Below are 16,292 nucleotides of genomic sequence, written 5' to 3' on the forward strand. Positions count from 1 at the left end.
ACCGCCAGCGCCAGGTGTTCTCGTCTCATGCGGACGAGATTCGCGGCCTACCCTGGGTCGGTCGTGTGCTCTTGCTGTGAACGACCTTTGCGCCGTGATGTCCTCAGGGAAACGGTGAAAGTCGTGCGGCCGGGCACGCTCTCCACGGACACCTCACCGTCATGCGCGCCGACCACGGCGGCCACGATCGACAGCCCCAGCCCGGTGCTGCCCGCCGCCCGCGACCGCGAGGAGTCCCCGCGCGCGAACCGTTCGAACACCTCCAGGCCCTCGGGGATGCCCGGTCCGTCGTCCGTGACGGTCAGGTCCACCCGTCCGTTGTGGACGGACAAACCGGTGGTCACGGTGGTGCCCGGCGGGGTGTGCGTGCGGGCGTTGGACAACAGGTTGCCGATCACCTGGTGCAACCGTTGCACGTCGCCCGGAACGATCACGGGGTCCTCCGGCAGCGCGAGCTTCCAGCTGTGGCCGGGGCCCGCGATCCGCGCGTCACCGACGACGTCGAGCACCAGCCGGGGAGGTCGACGTCCTCGCTCTCCAGCGGACGGCCCGCGTCGAGGCGGGCCAGCAGCAGCAAGTCCTCGACCAGCGAGGTCATTCGCAGCGCTTCCGACTCGACCCTGCCCATCGCGTGCGCGACCTGTGGTGGCACCTCCTCGGCGGAGCGCCGGGTCAGCTCGGCGTACCCGCGGATGGCGGCGAGCGGAGCATCACGTCGAGCACGACCACGTCCGGCCGGAACTCGCGTGCCGTCCGCACAGCCGACTGCCCGTCGAGAGCCGTGCGGACGTCCCACTTTTCCATCCGCAGCGCCATCGACATCAGCTCGGCCAGAGTGGACTCGTCGTCCACCACGAGCACCCGCACGGGCTGCCCGTCCGGCCTGCGGAGTTCGGTCTTCATCGCGCGCATGGCTCCCATCGTGAACGCCGACCCTGTGTGCCAGCTGTGAGCGCCGCGCACAGCTCAGGCCTGCGCCAGGCACAGGTTCGGCACAGACTGCGCCGCCACGGTGGCTGACATGACCGAACAACGGCCCCCGGAGCGGGGCGCACCCGAGCAGGCGGCGCGCCCGGCGTGGACCGCGAAGAAGACGGTCGCGGCCGTGGCGATCGCCGTCGGCATCGCCGCGGCCGGAGGCGTCACGATCCACGCGGCCGGCGGCACGAGCCAGCAGACCGGCATGGGCCCCGGTGGCATGGGCGGGCGCCGGACGGGCGGCAGGGCGGGCCCTTTCTCGGCCTCGGCTCCGGCACGGCCACGCACGGCGAGTTCCGGACCGGTGAGGTCACGTCGATCAGCGACACCTCGCTGGAGGTGAAGTCGACCGACGGCTACACGAAGACCTACGTGATCGACGCCGACACAGTGGCCGAAGGTGTCGAGAAGGGCGACACCGTGACGGTGATCGCCACCACAGAGGACGGCAAAACGGTGGCGTCGAACGTGGTCGAGCCTGGTCAACGCGGTCAGCGGAACCAGCAGGCCCCTCAAACCAGGTAGTTACCGGGTCAAGCGTGAGTGGTTATGGTCGGAAGCATGCCCGACCAAAACCGGAGGTGAGCGGTCTGCGCACGTTCACGCTGACGGTGATGGGCACCACTGACCTGCACGGCAATCTCTTCAACTGGGACTACTACCTGGACCGCGAGTTCGACGACTACGCGCACAACGACGTCGGCCTCGCGAAGATCTCCACGCTCGTGTCCGGAGTGCGAGACGACGTGGGGCGGCATCGGACGTTGCTGCTCGACGCCGGTGACACCATCCAGGGCACGCCGCTCGCCTACTACTACGCGAAGGTCGAGCCGATCACGCGCGCACACGTGCACCCGATGGCGGCAGCGATGAACGCCATCGGGTACACGGCGGCCGCGGTGGGGAACCACGAGTTCAACTACGGCCTGCAGGTGCTGCGGATGTTCGAGCGGCAGCTGGACTTCCCGCTGCTGGCGGCCAACGCGATCGACGTCTCCACCGGCCTGCCGGCCTTTGCGCCGTACGTGGTCAAGACCGTGTGGCGCACGGGCGGGCCGCCGTTGCGGGTCGGGATCCTCGGCCTGACCAACCCCGGCATCGCGGTGTGGGACCGCGCGGTCGTCGAGGGTCTGCTGACGTTTCCCGGTCTCGTGGAACAGGCGCTGCACTGGGTGCCGGAGGTGCGGGCCAAGTCCGATCTCGTGATCGTGGCGGCACATTCGGGCGCCGATCTCTCGTCGTCTCTGGGGGATCAGGTGCCGTTCCCGGAGAACTGCGCGGAACTGGTCGCCGAGACCGTGCCGGGCATCGACGCGATTCTGGTCGGGCACGCGCACGTGGAGATCCCGCAGCGGTTCGTCACGAACAAGGTGACGGGCCGGCCGGTGCTGCTGACCGAGCCGTTGTTCTGGGGCAAGCGTTTGTCGCTGATGGAGTTCGACTTCCAGGTCGACTCGCGCTGGGAGCTTGTGGGATCGCGCTCTTCCGTGCTGTCGTCCGCTTCCGTGGACGAGGACCCGCGGATAGTGCGGCTGCTGCGGCGTGACCACGAGAAGGTCGTCACGTACGTCAACGCGCGGATCGGCACGTGCCTGGAGGCGATGTCGGCCGCCCGGTCGCGGTTCGAGGACACGCCCGCTCTCGGTTTCATCAACCACGTGCAGGCGCTGGAAGTCGCGAAGTCCACCTCGTTGCCGGTGATCTCGCTGTGCGCGCCGTTCAACCGCGCGGCGGCGATTCCGGCGGGGGAGGTGTCGATCCGCGACGTCGCCGGGCTCTACATCTTCGACAACACGTTGCTGGGCGTGCGGATGACCGGGGCTCAGCTGCGCGACTTCCTGGAGGAGTCCGCGCGGTACTTCCGGCAGGTCTCCGGGCCCGGCCCCTTCACCGCCGCCGAGGTGTCGGCCGACGTGCCGGACTACAACTTCGACATCGCCTACGGGCTGTCCGCGCCGCTGACCTACGACATCGACATCGCTCAGCCGGAGGGGTCGCGGATCGTCGGGCTCGCCTACGACGGCGTCCCGGTCTCGGACTCGTTCGAGTTCGCGGTCGCCGTCAACAACTACCGGCAGGCGGGCGGTGGCGACTTCCCGCACATCGCGTCCGCGCCCGTGCTGCACAACCAGCAGCAGGAGATCCGTCAGCTGCTGATCGACTGGGTCAAGGCGGCAGGCGTGCTGGACCCCGCCGCGTTCACCCGGTCGGACTGGCGGTTGGTGGCGTCCGGAGTGCCCGTGGTGATCTCCACGAACGGGTGAATTCGGGCGTGTTGTCCTGGGGGTTCTGCTCCAGGTGGTGGCATGGGCTCGTCCGAATGAGATAGGTCAGGCGCGTGCAGCTATCGCAGCGCGTCTTCGTCGGCGCTCTCGTCGTGCCGGTGCTGCTCGCCTCGGTGGGCACCGCGTTCCGTCCCGTCGCCGAGATCGAGCCCGGCCACCTGGTGTTCGCCGTGCGCTCGTACGAGATCGTGCTGGCCGGCACCGCGGGCACCGCCGTCGAACGGCAGGAGGTCGTCGACGCCGTGCGCGAGCTGACCGCCGCCCACCGCGTCACCGACATGATCACCCCCAACGCGGGCGAACGGATGCCCGTATCCCCGGCCGCCGCCGCGTCGTTGCTGGGGGTGGTGCTGGACCACGACGTCACCGAGTTCACCGGCGTCGTCCACAAAGGACACCTGACCGCGTCGGCGCGCGTGGCGGACCCGGAGCGCGCGGGGATGCTGAGCGACGCCCTGCACTCGGCCGTACCCGGTCTGCGCGTCGACGAGGACTTCACTACGGGCTAGGAGCGTTCGTTGTTCGGGTTCTTCATCCAGATGTTCCTGCTGTGCGCGGGCGCGTTCCTCGCGGGCGTGCTGCTGACGTGGCTGACCATGCGCGCGCGTCCCGATGCACCCGAGGTCACCGGCGCGCCGCTGTCGATCATGGAGGAGCCGGTGCCGTCCGCGCCGGCGATCAAGGCGAACTCGCGCACGATGATGTTCCACACCCCGGAGTCGCCCTACTACAAGCGGATGAAGGGCGACGCGTTCTTCCACTCGCCGGAGGATGCGCGCCGGGCCGGTTACACCATGTGGACGCCGCGTCCCCGAGTGCCTGCGGTGTCCCAGATCCCGGTGGTTTGATCTCCGCCATGCTGAACTCGCAGATGGTGGAAAGACCCTGGGGCATGACCGTCTTCGGCGCGGCGGACGTGAAGGCGCGCCCGGACCTGGTCCGCGTCAGGTTCAAGGTGAGCCGCGTGGAACAGACGCCGTCGGAGTCCTTCGCCGCCGCCAGCGAGGCCATCGGCGCGGTGCGACAGGTGCTGCGCGGCCACGGTGTGCCCGACGCGGCGGTCGAACGCTCCCACCTGGACCTGCAGAGCTCCCACACCTACGGCACGCCGCGGGAGTTCCTCGGCTACCAGTGCGAGGCGACGTTCGCGGTGGAGACGCGCGACCTCGACGACGTGCAGCCGCTCCTGGTGGACCTGGTCGCGGCCGGCGCCAACGAGATCGCCGGGGTGGAGTTCGACGTGTCGGGCAAGGCGGAACTGCGCGCCGAGGCCCGCAGGCAGGCCGTCGCGGCCGCGCGCCGGAAGGCGGAGCTGTACGCCGAGGCCGCGCTGGTGCGGCTGGGATCCGTGGTGCACATCGAGGACGTGGATCCGGAGAAGGCGGGCGGTGGGCGGTACCGGGGGCACGGGGGCGGTGGGGACGCTTCGGCTGACGACCTCGCGCCGGGGCACGTCGTGGTGATGGCGGCGGTGATCCTGGGGTTCTCGATCAACCACGGGTGAGGCGGAGCCAGGCGTCCAGCTCCAGGTAGTCGGCGTCCGTCAGGCCGTGGCGCGGGTTCACCCTGTGCAGCAGGGCTTTGCCGTGGTGGTGGGCCACCCAGGCGCGGTCCCGGTCGGTCAGCTCGTCGTCGACCCAGGCGAACGGCCTGCTTCCGGCGTACGTGACCAGCCCGCGGGTTTTCCAGTGCAGGCCGAGGTGTGTGTCCTGCGCTTCGGTTTCCGGGTCGTCCGGCCAGTTCGCGACCGGCAGCCGCGGCAGGCCGAGCAGGGGCGAGAGGTGTTCGTTGGCGTCGTCCATCCAGGTCGTCGCCCACACGAGTTCGCACGGCAGGGCGGCGAGCCACGGACCGTGCAGAGGGGCCAGGCGGGTGAGGCCGGGTTCTCCGGCGACTCCGTCACCGAACGGGAGGAGCGGGCCGTCGACGTCGAGGAACAGGATCGGGAGACCGGTCACCCGGACACCGTAGGCTTGATCGCGTGATTCCCGACGTGATCAAGCCAGGGCTGGAAGTGCTCTTCTGCGGTATCAACCCCGGCCTCGTGTCGGAGGCGACCGGCCATCACTTCGCGCGGCCGGGAAACCGGTTCTGGCCCGCCCTGCATTTGTCCGGTTTCACGCCGCGGCTCTTCGCGCCGGCCGAGCAGCTGGAGCTCCTCCCGCTCGGACTCGGCATCACGAACGTCGTCGCGCGGCCGTCCGCCAAAGCCGACGAATTAACAATTGACGAACTCAAAGCGGGTGGGGCCGAGCTCGCCGAAAAAGTCGAGCGGTATTCACCGAAGGTTCTCGCGGTGCTCGGTGTGACGGTGTACCGGGCGGCGTTCGGGCGCAAGAAAGCGCAGGTGGGGCCGCAGGGCGACACCGTGGGCGGTGCGCGGGTGTGGTTGTTGCCCAATCCGAGCGGGTTGAACGCGCACTGGCAGTTGCCGGCGCTCACGGAGGAGTTCGGCAGGCTCAGAGCGAGCTTGTGAAAGCGAGACGAAAGTTCACATTCATGCCCACTCAAAGTGGGCTGGACGGAGTGAACTCTGGTCTGGTTGCATCCGGATCTGCGTCCATTCGAGTGGCCTTCACCGGAATGTGGAACCGCGTACGCCCGGGGTGCGCCAAAGTTTGGCTATTCCGCGCAGAACATGATGAATCTTCAACACTGGTGGGGGCGCAGTGGAGATCAGGATTCTGGGGCCGATCGAACCGGCGGTGCCGCCGAAGCCCGCGCAGATCCTAGCGGTCCTGGCTGTCGAGTGCGGGAAGATCGTGCCCGTCGACCGGCTCATCGACCTCATCTGGGGTGAGGAGCCGCCTCCGCAGGCCCGCAAGTCGCTGCAGGTGCACATCAGCAGCCTGCGCCGGGCCGGGTTGCCGGTCGAGCACCGGGCGGCGGGATACGTGCTCAACGCCGAGCCCGAGAGCGTGGATCTGCACCTGTTCCGCAGGCGGGTCGCGGACGCCGGGGACGAGGCCGACCTCAAGGTCAAGGCCGAGACGCTCCACCAGGCGCTCGGGCTGTGGCGCGGGACGCCGGTGGTGTTCGCGCAGACGCTCGAGGTGCAACGGCTCGCGGCGGCGGAGGCGTGGGCCGACGCCGAGCTCGCGCTGGGGCGGCACTCCGAGGTCGTCGACCCGCTCGGGGCCTTCGTCAGCGAGTACCCGCTGGCGGAGCGGCTCAGGGGCCAGCTCATGACCGCGCTCGCCAGGGCCGGGCGCCGGGCGGACGCGATGCGGGTGTTCCGCGAGACGCGCAGGGTGCTGGTCGACGAACTGGGCGTCGAGCCGGGGGAGCAGCTCCAGCAGCTCTACCGCGACGTGCTGGAGGGCGCGCGGGACAGCCGGCGCAACTACCTGCCGCGCGATGCCGGCGACTTCACCGGGCGCGACCGGGAGCTCAGCAGGCTCCTCGACAGCGACGGCGGTGTCTGGTGGATCGAGGGACCGGCGGGTGTCGGCAAGTCGGCTCTGGCGGTGCACGCGGCGCACCGGCTCTCGGACCGGTATCCGGACGGGCAGCTGTTCGTCGACCTGCACTCGCCGTCAGGGGCGCTGGACTCGTTGCTGCGCGCGATGGACGTGCCCAGCGCGCGGATTCCGGAGTCGGCCGAGGAACGCGCGGCGCTGTGGCGGGCGACGGTCAGCGGGCGGCGCGTGGTGATCGTGCTGGACGGCGTCACGAGCGTGTCGCAGGTCAGGCCGCTGCTGCCGGGCAGTCCCGGCTGCCTGACGCTGATCACGAGCCGCAGCCGGCTGTGCGGGCTGGAAGGTGTGCGGCGGATTCCGCTGGACGTGCTGAGCAGCGACGAGGCGGTCACGCTCCTGCGGCGGATCCTGGGCGACGACCGGGTTTCCGCGGAACCCGACCAGGCCGACGAGGTGGCGCGGCTGTGCGGGTACCTGCCGCTCGCGGTGCGGATCACCGGCGCGCGGCTGGCCGGGCGGGCGCACTGGCCGGTGTCGAAGCTGGTGAGACGGCTCGCCGACGAGCGCAGCAGGCTGGACGAGCTGGTCGCCGACGACCTGGCGGTGCGGTCGAGCCTGGAGCTCACGTATCGGGCGCTCGACGAGAACGCCCGTAGCGCGTACCGGATCTTCGGGTTCCTCGGGCTGCCCGAGGTGCCGAGCTTCCTGTGGATGCACCTGCTCGACGAGGACGTGCTCGACCAGCTCGTCGACGCGCGGCTGCTCGACGTCATCGGCAGCGCGCGGTACCGGATGCACGAGCTGGTGCGGCTGCACGCCCGTGAGCTCGCCGAAGCCGAGGACCCGCAAGAGGAACGCGAGGATCTCGTCCGCAGGGCCGTGGTCGCCGCGCTGTCCACAGTGGACGGGCTGACCGAACAGCTCTTCCTCGCGGTGCCGCGCATGCAGGACTCCCTCGGCATCGTCGCGACGGCCGCGCGGCCCACCGACAAGGACGCCTGGTTCGCGCGCGAGGAGAGCCTGCTGACCAAGCTCGTCGAACGCGCGGCGGAGCTCGGGCTCGCGGAGATCGCGTCCCAGCTCGCCGAGGTGCTGGTGTTCGCCTGGTTCGGGCTCAGAAACCGGTACGAGGCCTGGGAACGAACACACACGGCGGCGTTGGAGGCCGTGTGGAAGACGGGGGATCTGAGGCTGGAGGCGGTGCTGCGCTGCAGCCTCGGCCAGATGTACTACAAGCGTGACAACCTGGTGGAAGCGCGGTCGTGGTTCGACACCGCGCAGACGCTGTTCGTGAACCTGGGCGACAAGCGCGGTGAGGCCGTCGCGATGAACGGCATCGGCATGGTGTGCCGTGATCTCGGTGAGTACCCGTGCGCACTGGAGGCGCTCGGCAGGGCCCGCGAGCTCCTGGAGTCGCACGACACCGAGGGAGTCGGTCACGCGCTCTACGGAATCGGCTCCGTCAAACGAGAACTCGGCGACGACGAGGGAGCCCTGGACACCCTCACGCTGGCGGAAACGACCTACCGCGCGGCGCAGAGCAGGAGGGGCGAAGCCCTGGCGGCACGGGGGATCGGGCTGGTGCACCGCGCCCGCGGCGAGCTGGACCTGGCCGAGGAGCACATCGTGCGCGCCCACGAGATGGTCGCGGGCACCGGGGACGAGCTGCTCGGCTGCTACACCGCCCAGGCGTGGGCGAAGGTGTTGCTGCGCAAGGGTTCGTTCGACCCAGCCGGGGAGCTCCTCGGCACCGCGATGAACGGCTGCCGCGACGTCGGCGACCGGTTCGGTGAGGCGCTCGTCCGCCGCACCCTGGGAGAGTTGCGGCTCGCGGCCGGCGACCACCACGGCGCGCGGATCGTGCTGACCGAGGCGCTGGCGTCGTTCACCGATCTCGGCCTGCCGCTGTGGCGGGCACGGACGCTCAGAGACCTCGGTGCGGTCCACGCCCGCCTGGGGGAAGGTGCGGGCGCGGACCGCTGCTGGGGTGAGGCCGCCGAGCTGTTCGCGCGACTGGGCACCCGTGAAGCCGGGGAAGTTCACCAGTGGCGCACTCGGTGGCACCAGCTGGTCAGCCGGTGATCTTCTTGTACTTCCACGGCGCGTAGCCGCCGCTCTTCAGCGAGGAGATCGACACCTTCTCGTGGTCCATGTCGGTGGCGGTGCTGCCCTCCTCGTAGATCCACGCGACGGTGTGCGCCGAGTCGGCCCACTTCTCGAACAGCTTCACGTGGCCGTTGCGCAGGATCATGTCGCCGGGCTTGAGTCCGCCCCACGTGATCTTCGTGGCGACCTCGTCCAAAGTGGACGTGTTGCGGCTGGTGGTCAGCTTCCACGCCATGGAGACGAAGCCGGAGCAGTCCGTCCGGTACTTCTTGCCCTTGTTGATGTCCCACGCGTAGGCGCTCTGGCTGTACGGGATCTTGCGGTCCCACCAGTCCTTCGCGCGCTTCATGACCTCGGTGCGGGTGATCGCGCCCCCGTACCCGGCCGCCGCCTCGACCTGCGAGATGGCGGTCTCCTGCTCGGCGGGACCCTCCGGCGCGGCCTGGGCGACGCCGCTGAGGCCGCCCAGCAGCCCGAGTGAAATGGCGGTCGCCGCGACGGCGTGGCGAATGCGCATCGTTGTAGCTCCGATCGACTTGTTGGTGACGACCGGGACTGTCCACGAGCGCGCCAAAGATCGGCCAAAGACCGATTTAGGCATCTCTTTACCGCTTCTTCCTAGCTTCGCCGCACTTCGGTTTGGGCATAAGGAGAAGAGCATGTTCGTTCGCATGATCACCGCGGTGATCGCGATGTTCGCCGCACTCGTGGTGGGCGCGTCGGTCGCACAGGCGGCCCCCGCCAAGTACACGCACTCGCAGGCGACCGCGCAGCTGCGCGCGGCCGGGATCACCTGGTCGTCCAGCGGCGGCTGCAGCGACCGCAACCGTCCGAACTGCACCTCGTTCGAACAGGTCAACCAGATGAGCATCGCGGGAGCCAAGACGCTCAAGCGGGCGTCGGGCTGCGCGCTCAACGTCACCGGTGGCACCGAGACCGGGCACGCGTCGGGCACCTACTCGCACTGGAACGGCTACAAGCTCGACTTCTCACTGTCGACGTGCCTCAACAACTACGTGACCCGGACCTTCACGTCCATCGGCGGCAACAAGTGGCGGTCGGGCTCCGGCAACATCTACTACCGCGAGTCGAACCACTGGGACGTCCTGTACTACAACTGCGGCGGTTGCTGAGCCGAGCCCGGGGCCGGTAGTAGTGGACGGGTGACCACACTCGGCGCTGTCTACCGGCCCCAGCTCCCGCCAGAGAACCTCCGATCCGTCGTCCTCGCCGCTGAGGATTCCGGTGTGGACTCGTTGTGGCTGTGGGAGGACTGCTTCCTGGAGAGCGGCATCGCCTGCGCCTCCGCCGCGCTGGCCTGGACGTCCAGGCTGAAGGTCGGGGTCGGCCTGCTGCCGGTGCCGTTGCGCAACGTCGCGCTCACCGCCATGGAGGCCGCGACGCTGGACCGGCTGTTCCCCGGCCGCGTCACCATCGGCGTCGGGCACGGCCTGCAGTCGTGGATGGGACAGGTCGGAGCGCGGGTCTCGTCACCGCTCACCCTGCTGCGCGAGTACACGGACGCGTTGAAGGCGCTGCTGGCCGGTGAGAACGTGACCTGTGCCGGCAAGTACGTGTCGCTGACCGGTGTGGCGCTGGACTGGCCGCCCGCCGCGCCGATGCCGATCTACGTGGGCGGGCTCGGGCCCAGGACGCTGGAGCTCGCCGGTCAGGTGGGCGACGGCACGATCCTGGACGCGTCGGCTGATCTCGACCGCGTGCGCGAGACGCGGGCGAGCCGTGAGCACCCGATCGTCGTCTACGTGGAGACCGATTCGCGCGACCGAGCGTTCGTCACGGATCTCGTCGTGTCGGTGGCTGAAGCGGGCGCTACCAGCGTGATCTTGCAACAGTCGGCCACGAGTGAGGACCCGGAAGGGTTCGTCCGATTCGTGGGTTCACTCGATGGAGTGAGTGCATAGCGCGGTAGATAACGGTGGATACCTCCTTGCGATGGAACGGTTGTGGGCCTTTCGTCGCTGTTCGGGGAGGTAATGATGCTTGGGCGCAAGAACCGCCGGATCGCTGAGCTGGAGCGGGCCATGGAAGGCCTGCAGGAGCTGCTCGCTCGAATCGGTGACGCCCGAACAGCGCAAACGGAGGCGTTGGAAGAGGTCGACCGCGCGGGAGCCGAGCTCGTCGCGCTGCGGCACCGCATCGACAACGCGCGGGCCGAGCTGCAGCCGTTGAAGGAGGAGCTGACCTTCCAGCGGGCCGGCGTCTTCCGCACCGACACCGCCACCGACCACCAGACGCAGATCGACCTGATCCACTCCGAGATGAAGACTCTGATCAAGACCGGCGCCGCGATCGAGGGCGGCGGGCAGGTCACCTACAACGGGTCGGACGCCACGGGGCGGCGGCTCCTCGAGGACTGGTCGGCGCTGATGCTCCGCTCGTACAACTGCGAGGCCGAGAACTGCCTGCGCATGTTGCGAGCCGGGGGCCTGGACGCCGCCCTCCGGCGGCTCGATCGCGCGGCGTCGGCGATCGAGCGGCTCAGCGGCACGTTCGCCCTCCGGATCTCGCCGCGCTACCAGGCCCTGCGAACCTACGAGCTGGAGCTCACCGCCGACCACCTCCAGCGCAAGGCCGAGAGCCGCCGCACCCGCCGGATCGCCTCCTGAGCCGGGTTGCTTTCTGGCGGGCTGGGTACCTCACCTGCGTGGCTGAGGTTTCGCTGGACGTAGAAGCTCCGATCGACGCCGTCTGGGCCGTGCTCGCCGACGGCTGGTCCTACGCGGGCTGGGTGGTGGGCGCGTCCCACATCCGCGACGTGGACACCGGCTGGCCCAAGCCGGGTACGCGCATCCACCACAGTGTGGGGCCGTGGCCGCTGGTCATCGACGACACCACCGAGGTCGTGCGCTGTGAGCCGTCCCGGCTGCTCGAGCTGGACGCCCGGCTGTGGCCGGCGGGGGCAGCGAGGATCACCTTCACCCTACGGGCCCGGTCGGAGGCACTCACCGAGGTGCGGATGACCGAGAGCGTGGAGCGCGGCCCGACCTCGGTCCTGCCGTCGTTCCTGCAGGACCTGCTGCTGGCTCCACGCAACAGGGAGACGCTGCAGCGCCTCAGCGCGCTGGCTCAGGGCCGCTCAGCAGTTCAGTAGACGGCTTTGTGCAGGCCCTGGATCAGCAGCCGGTACACCTCGCCTGCCGCACCCCATCGCGCCAGCGCCGCCCGTGCCGCGTTCGCCCCCGCCGCGCCGTGCACGCCGCCACCCGGCCACGCCGACGAGCCCGCCAGGTAGAGCCGGTCGAACGGGGTGTCCGCCCGGCCGAGACCGGGCATCGGCCGGAAGATCAGCTGCTGGTGGATGGCCGCCGTGCCGCCGTTGACCGTGCCGATCTGCTCCGGGCCCAGCACCGAGCGCTTGACGATGCGGGAGCGGAAGCCGGGTGCGCGTTCCTCGATGACCTGTTCGATGCGGTCGGCGCGGCGCTTCAGGCGGTCTTCGGTCCACTTGCCACCGAGCGGGACGTGTGTGTACGCCCAGGCGGCTTCGGTGCCGGCGGGGGAGCGTGACGGGTCGGTCGTCGTCATCTGACCCATGATCGTGAACGGGGTGCGCGGAACCTTGCCGCACGCCAGTTCGTGGGCGAAGCCGGCCATGCCGTTGAGGTCGCCGCCGATGTGGATGGTGCCCGCCTGCGCGGCTTCCGGGTTGGTCCACGGGATCGGGCCCGACAGCGCCCAGTCGACCTTGATCGTGTCGCCGTCCCACTGGAACTTCTTCAGGTCCTCGGCGAGCTTCGACGGCAGACCGTTCTCGCCGATCAGGTCGAGGTACAGGTTCGGTGCCGGGATGTCGGCGAGGACGGCTCGGCGTGCGCGCACAACGGAACCGTCTGCCAGACGCACGCCCACGGCGACACCGCGCGCGTGCAGAACAGAGCTCACTCGCGCGTTCGTCTCGATGCGACCGCCGAAGCGGCGCACCAGCGACGCCGTCAGTTCGCCCGCTCCGCCGCGCGGCACGGGGTTGCCGACGTCCTGGCCGAGCATGGCGAGCAGCCAGCCGAAGCCCGCGCCGCCCGCCTGGTCCGGGCCGAGGTCCGTGTGCATCGTGTTGCCCGCCAACAACACTCGCGCACCATCGCCCTCGAAGAGTTCCTCGCCGAGACGGCGCACGGGCAACGTCAGCATGCGTGCCAGGCGAAGGGCGTCTCCCACGCCTGCGGCCTTCAACAAGGACAGCGCGCCACGCACCGGTGGGAACGGACGCAGCACTGAGCCCAGCACGGCCTCACGCACGGACATCCAGCGCGTGTACTCGGCGTGCCAGCGATCGGCGTCCGCGTCGGCGAAAGCACCGACCGACTTCGCGGTCGTCTCCACCTCACGAGAGAGGAGCGCCACGCGGTCGTCGGGCAGGACGTGGGCGAGCACGGCCGGTGCGTGCTGCCACTGCACGTCGAGGTTCAACGCGCCGATGACCGGCGAGCCGAGGCCGAGCGGGTAGAACGCGCTGTAGACGTCGTTCGTGAAGCCCGGTGCGGTGATCTCGGCGGACGTGACGGCACCGCCGGGGGTGGCGCGCTGCTCCAGCACCAGGACGTCCCAGCCCGCGTCCGCCAGCAACGTCGCCGCGACCAGCCCGTTCGGTCCCGCGCCGATGACGACCGCGTCCACCTCGTTCACACACGCCTCCCCATCGCCACGACGACCTCACTCAGCACATCACGCGCGTCGTGTTCCGGCCACCATCCCAGATCCTTGTGCGCTCGGGTGGTCCGCACGAGAGGTGCCTGATCGGCCATCCGGACCCACTCGGGGGTCAGTGGCTGCAGCCTGAGTTTCGCCGTCACCCCCGCCAGCTTCTCGACCAGCGGATAAGGCACCGGGAGCCGGCCGGCGCCGACGCGTTCGGCGATCATCGGCGCAGTCAACACCGGTTCGGCTGCGAGGTTGAAGGCACCCAACGCCCTACGGCGCACTATCTCGACGATTGCGCGCGCCACATCGTCGGAGTGCACGAGCTGCAGGCGCAGACCGTTCCACAACGGAATCGGCAGCAACGGCAGCAGTTTCGGCGAGAGCCAGCGGCTGAGCAGCCAACGTCGAAGCTGCTCAGCCGCTGAGGCCTGCGCGATGCCGCACGGCCTGATGACCGTGCACGGCAACGGATAGCGCCTGATCATCTGCTCCAGCAGCACCTTGTGCGCGCTGTAGGTGCTGCCGGGGATGCCCGTCACGGGCCACGACTCGTCAACACGGCTGTAGCGCGCCGCCGGTGCGTAGGCGGCCACCGACGACGCGCAGATCAGGTGTCCCACTTCTTCTTTGACGCAGGCAGCGAGCACGTGCTCGCTGCCGTCGATGTTGGTCTCGCGGTCTGTCGGTTTGATCGCCCACGCCAGGTGCACCACGACGTCGGCACCGCGGATGGCGTCGCGCAACGACGACAGCGTGCGCACGTCCACACCGACGTCCTCGAAGTCGAGGTGACGCCGTAGCGCGGTGCCGACGTTGCCGCTGCCACCGGTGACGACGATCCTCATCCGAGGACCTTGCGGATCGCGTCCCGTGCCCTGTCCACGACGGCCACGAGCGGGCCGAGCGCCAGGTTCGCGACCGGGCTCTCGACGCCGGGGTGCGGCCGGGTCGGCGCGATGGCTTCGGCGGCTTCGACCGCGCGCGCCATGCGTTCGAGGCGTTCCTGGTCGTGCACCTTGCGCAGCAGCGGGAACTCGGCCTGTTCTTCGTGGTCCGCGTGGGCGAGCACGTCGTCGCGGAGCTGCACGAGCAGCGTGTCGAAGCCCTCCGCGTCGGGCCCTATGTCGTTCATCGTGCTGAGGAGCTCCTTGGCGCGTCGTTCCTCAGCGATCCGTGCGTCCACGATCGGCTCGCCACCGCTCACGCGCGCGATGGCCGGGTGGACGATCTCCTCCTCCGCGGTCTCGTGGACCGAAAGCAGCCGCACGAGCCGATACCAAGCGTCTTTGCGTTCGTCCCCGGTCGAGGCCTCGACCTCGGCGAACAGCGTCCGGATGTTCTCGTGTTGCCTGTGCAGCAACGTGATCACGTCGTCAGCCATGCCGATCGGATACCCGAAATGTGACTGATCACGCGGTATCTCATTTCGTTCGGCGCCGAAGAAATAGCACAGTGAGTAGTCGAGCGGAAGTCACATGAACCTAACAATTCTGTGGCACGTAGCACATAGAGAGGCAATACGTGACCGATCAACGAATACTGAGCTACCGCTTAGTATGTTCTGATCTTTGGACAAGGACTCCTGCATGCCCTTCCGCCACCGTGTAGTGCCCACCGCCTTAGCGCTCGCCGTCGCCGTGGCCGGCTGTGGCGCGAAAGAAGATGCGAAAGCCCAGGTCAAGACCGGGCCGGGCGTGACAGCCGACACCATCTCTCTCGGCATCCTCACGGACATGACAGGGCCGTTCAAAGCCTCCGCGCTGACCCGCATGAAGGGCTACGAGCTCTACCTGAAGCAGGTCAACGACCGCGGGGGCATCTGCGGTCGCCGGGTGGAGCTCAAGCTGAAGGACCACGCGTACGACGTGCAGAAGGCGCTCGACGCCTACTTCGACCTCGAACCGCAGGTCCTCGGCCTGCTCGAGCTCGCGGGCACGCCCATGACCGCGGCCATCGAGCCCGACATCATGCAGACCCGCACGCTGACCGCGCCCGCCTCGTGGGCCGCGTCGCTGCTGGGCAACCCGCACATGATGATCGTGGGAACGACTTACGACCTCGACGTCATCAACGGCCTCGACCACTACAAGCGCCGCGGTGTCATCAAGGACGGCGACACCGTCGGCCACGTCTACGTCCAGGGCAGCTACGGCGACAACGCCGTCGAAGGCAGCCGGTTCGTGGGCCAGCAGTGGGGCATGAAGATCGCGGAGCAGCCGATCGGTGAGACGACCGCCGACCTGGCGCAGCAGATCGGCGCCCTGAAGGCCGCCGGTGCGAAGGCCGTCGTGCTGAGCACGACGCCCGCGCAGACCGCCGCCGCCGTGGGTGTCGCCGCGGCGCTGAAGTGGGATGTGCCGTTCATGGTCAACGTCGTGGGCTTCGACACCGCGATCCTGGACTCGCCGGTCGGCGCCGCCGTGGAGAGGCAGGTCTCCGTGGTGACGTCGGTGGCGCCGTTCACCGGCACTCAGGCCGGGCCGCGCGAGGTGGCGGCGGCGTTCAACAAGAACTACCCCAACGACAAGCCCGCGATCTACGTCGACCACGGCTACACGGTCGCCAAGGTGTTCCTCGCGATCGTCGAGAAGGCCTGCAAGAACGGCGACCTCACGCGAGACGGCGTGCTGAAGGCGTTCACCGACACCAACGGCCTGGACACCCAGGGGCTGACCGGTCCGCTGCACTACTCGCTGGTGGGCCGGCCGTCCGCCACCCAGTCGTACATCACCAAGGTCGACAGGGCGGCACCCGGCGGTCTGACGACCGTGGAGGAGCTGTTCGAGTCCGAACTCGTGAAGGCCAAGGGCACGCGGGCCAAGTAAGGCCGACGAAAAGGGCCCCT

Annotated in this window: 18 protein-coding genes and 2 pseudogenes; 13 read left to right on the forward strand and 7 right to left on the reverse strand. The window is 69.1% G+C overall.

What is annotated here, in order from left to right:
• Positions 1-47 precede the first annotated feature (47 nt).
• Both ABFX45_RS24475 and ABFX45_RS24485 read right to left on the reverse strand, forming a co-directional pair.
• Positions 48-706, reverse strand: a pseudogene (locus tag ABFX45_RS24475) (sensor histidine kinase); the annotation flags it as partial.
• Positions 706-921, reverse strand: a pseudogene (locus tag ABFX45_RS24485) (response regulator); the annotation flags it as partial. The pseudogenes ABFX45_RS24485 and ABFX45_RS24475, both read right to left, overlap by 1 nt.
• A 100-nt stretch (positions 922-1,021) precedes the next feature.
• On the opposite strand from ABFX45_RS24485, the gene ABFX45_RS24490 reads away from it, so the two are divergent.
• The 6 genes from ABFX45_RS24490 (at position 1,022) to ABFX45_RS24515 (ending at position 4,767) form a co-directional block, all read left to right on the forward strand.
• Positions 1,022-1,321: a hypothetical protein gene (locus ABFX45_RS24490; RefSeq protein WP_233439595.1), complete on the forward strand. Its 300-nt coding sequence runs from the start codon at positions 1,022-1,024 to the stop codon at positions 1,319-1,321.
• Positions 1,318-1,503 carry a hypothetical protein gene (locus tag ABFX45_RS24495; RefSeq protein WP_109637408.1) on the forward strand — a complete coding sequence of 62 codons (186 nt, stop codon included), beginning with the start codon at positions 1,318-1,320 and terminating at the stop codon, positions 1,501-1,503. The genes ABFX45_RS24490 and ABFX45_RS24495 overlap by 4 nt, the downstream gene beginning before the upstream one ends.
• A gap of 89 nt (positions 1,504-1,592) precedes the next feature.
• On the forward strand, positions 1,593-3,242 hold the full coding sequence (locus tag ABFX45_RS24500) for a bifunctional metallophosphatase/5'-nucleotidase (protein ID WP_346132132.1): 1,650 nt from the start codon (positions 1,593-1,595) through the stop codon (positions 3,240-3,242).
• Positions 3,243-3,316: 74 nt separating this feature from the next.
• Entirely contained in the window at positions 3,317-3,772 is a 456-nt protein-coding gene (locus tag ABFX45_RS24505; protein ID WP_346132134.1) for a hypothetical protein, read from the forward strand.
• A gap of 9 nt (positions 3,773-3,781) precedes the next feature.
• On the forward strand, positions 3,782-4,111 hold the full coding sequence (locus tag ABFX45_RS24510) for a sunset domain-containing protein (RefSeq protein ID WP_109637413.1): 330 nt from the start codon (positions 3,782-3,784) through the stop codon (positions 4,109-4,111).
• A gap of 8 nt (positions 4,112-4,119) precedes the next feature.
• Positions 4,120-4,767 carry an SIMPL domain-containing protein gene (locus ABFX45_RS24515; protein WP_346132136.1) on the forward strand — a complete coding sequence of 216 codons (648 nt, stop codon included), beginning with the start codon at positions 4,120-4,122 and terminating at the stop codon, positions 4,765-4,767.
• Here ABFX45_RS24515 and ABFX45_RS24520 read toward each other — a convergent pair.
• Positions 4,754-5,221, reverse strand: coding sequence for an HAD domain-containing protein (locus ABFX45_RS24520; RefSeq protein WP_346132138.1), 468 nt, complete (start codon positions 5,219-5,221; stop codon positions 4,754-4,756). The genes ABFX45_RS24515 and ABFX45_RS24520 overlap by 14 nt on opposite strands.
• 23 nt (positions 5,222-5,244) lie before the next feature.
• Between ABFX45_RS24520 and mug the strand changes: the two genes are divergently transcribed.
• Positions 5,245-5,739, forward strand: coding sequence for a G/U mismatch-specific DNA glycosylase (gene mug, locus ABFX45_RS24525; RefSeq protein WP_346132140.1), 495 nt, complete (start codon positions 5,245-5,247; stop codon positions 5,737-5,739).
• Positions 5,740-5,932: 193 nt separating this feature from the next.
• On the forward strand, positions 5,933-8,764 hold the full coding sequence (locus tag ABFX45_RS24530; protein ID WP_346132142.1) for an AfsR/SARP family transcriptional regulator: 2,832 nt from the start codon (positions 5,933-5,935) through the stop codon (positions 8,762-8,764).
• Here the strand turns inward: ABFX45_RS24530 and ABFX45_RS24535 are convergent.
• The gene (locus tag ABFX45_RS24535) at positions 8,754-9,305 is read right to left on the reverse strand and encodes an NlpC/P60 family protein (RefSeq protein WP_109637424.1); all 552 of its coding nucleotides are present in this window, start codon (positions 9,303-9,305) and stop codon (positions 8,754-8,756) included. The two genes, ABFX45_RS24530 and ABFX45_RS24535, sit on opposite strands and share 11 nt — an antisense overlap.
• A gap of 142 nt (positions 9,306-9,447) precedes the next feature.
• On the opposite strand from ABFX45_RS24535, the gene ABFX45_RS24540 reads away from it, so the two are divergent.
• From ABFX45_RS24540 to ABFX45_RS24555, 4 genes are all read left to right on the forward strand, one after another.
• Entirely contained in the window at positions 9,448-9,921 is a 474-nt protein-coding gene (locus tag ABFX45_RS24540; protein WP_109637426.1) for a hypothetical protein, read from the forward strand.
• Positions 9,922-9,951: 30 nt separating this feature from the next.
• Positions 9,952-10,710, forward strand: a complete 759-nt coding sequence (locus tag ABFX45_RS24545; RefSeq protein ID WP_346132145.1) for an LLM class flavin-dependent oxidoreductase — start codon at positions 9,952-9,954, stop codon at positions 10,708-10,710.
• A 75-nt stretch (positions 10,711-10,785) separates the two neighbouring features.
• Positions 10,786-11,415: an SNIPE associated domain-containing protein gene (locus tag ABFX45_RS24550; RefSeq protein WP_346132147.1), complete on the forward strand. Its 630-nt coding sequence runs from the start codon at positions 10,786-10,788 to the stop codon at positions 11,413-11,415.
• Between the two features lie 38 nt (positions 11,416-11,453).
• Positions 11,454-11,900, forward strand: coding sequence for an SRPBCC family protein (locus ABFX45_RS24555; protein ID WP_346132149.1), 447 nt, complete (start codon positions 11,454-11,456; stop codon positions 11,898-11,900).
• Here the strand turns inward: ABFX45_RS24555 and ABFX45_RS24560 are convergent.
• Genes ABFX45_RS24560 through ABFX45_RS24570 form a run of 3 tightly spaced genes read right to left on the reverse strand, consistent with a single transcriptional unit; the run spans position 11,894 to position 14,828 of the window.
• The gene (locus tag ABFX45_RS24560) at positions 11,894-13,432 is read right to left on the reverse strand and encodes a phytoene desaturase family protein (protein ID WP_346132151.1); all 1,539 of its coding nucleotides are present in this window, start codon (positions 13,430-13,432) and stop codon (positions 11,894-11,896) included. The two genes, ABFX45_RS24555 and ABFX45_RS24560, sit on opposite strands and share 7 nt — an antisense overlap.
• Positions 13,429-14,292, reverse strand: a complete 864-nt coding sequence (locus ABFX45_RS24565) for an NAD-dependent epimerase/dehydratase family protein (protein WP_109637439.1) — start codon at positions 14,290-14,292, stop codon at positions 13,429-13,431. The genes ABFX45_RS24560 and ABFX45_RS24565 overlap by 4 nt, the downstream gene beginning before the upstream one ends.
• Complete coding sequence (locus tag ABFX45_RS24570) at positions 14,289-14,828, reverse strand: hemerythrin domain-containing protein (protein WP_109637441.1); 540 nt, start codon at positions 14,826-14,828, stop codon at positions 14,289-14,291. Before ABFX45_RS24570 ends, ABFX45_RS24565 begins: the two co-directional genes overlap by 4 nt.
• 205 nt (positions 14,829-15,033) lie before the next feature.
• Between ABFX45_RS24570 and ABFX45_RS24575 the strand changes: the two genes are divergently transcribed.
• Positions 15,034-16,272: an ABC transporter substrate-binding protein gene (locus ABFX45_RS24575; protein ID WP_146231587.1), complete on the forward strand. Its 1,239-nt coding sequence runs from the start codon at positions 15,034-15,036 to the stop codon at positions 16,270-16,272.
• The last annotated feature ends 20 nt before the right edge of the window (positions 16,273-16,292 follow it).

Origin of the sequence: Lentzea roselyniae, from assembly GCF_039537795.1 — a bacterium.
Taxonomy (GTDB): domain Bacteria; phylum Actinomycetota; class Actinomycetes; order Mycobacteriales; family Pseudonocardiaceae; genus Lentzea; species Lentzea atacamensis.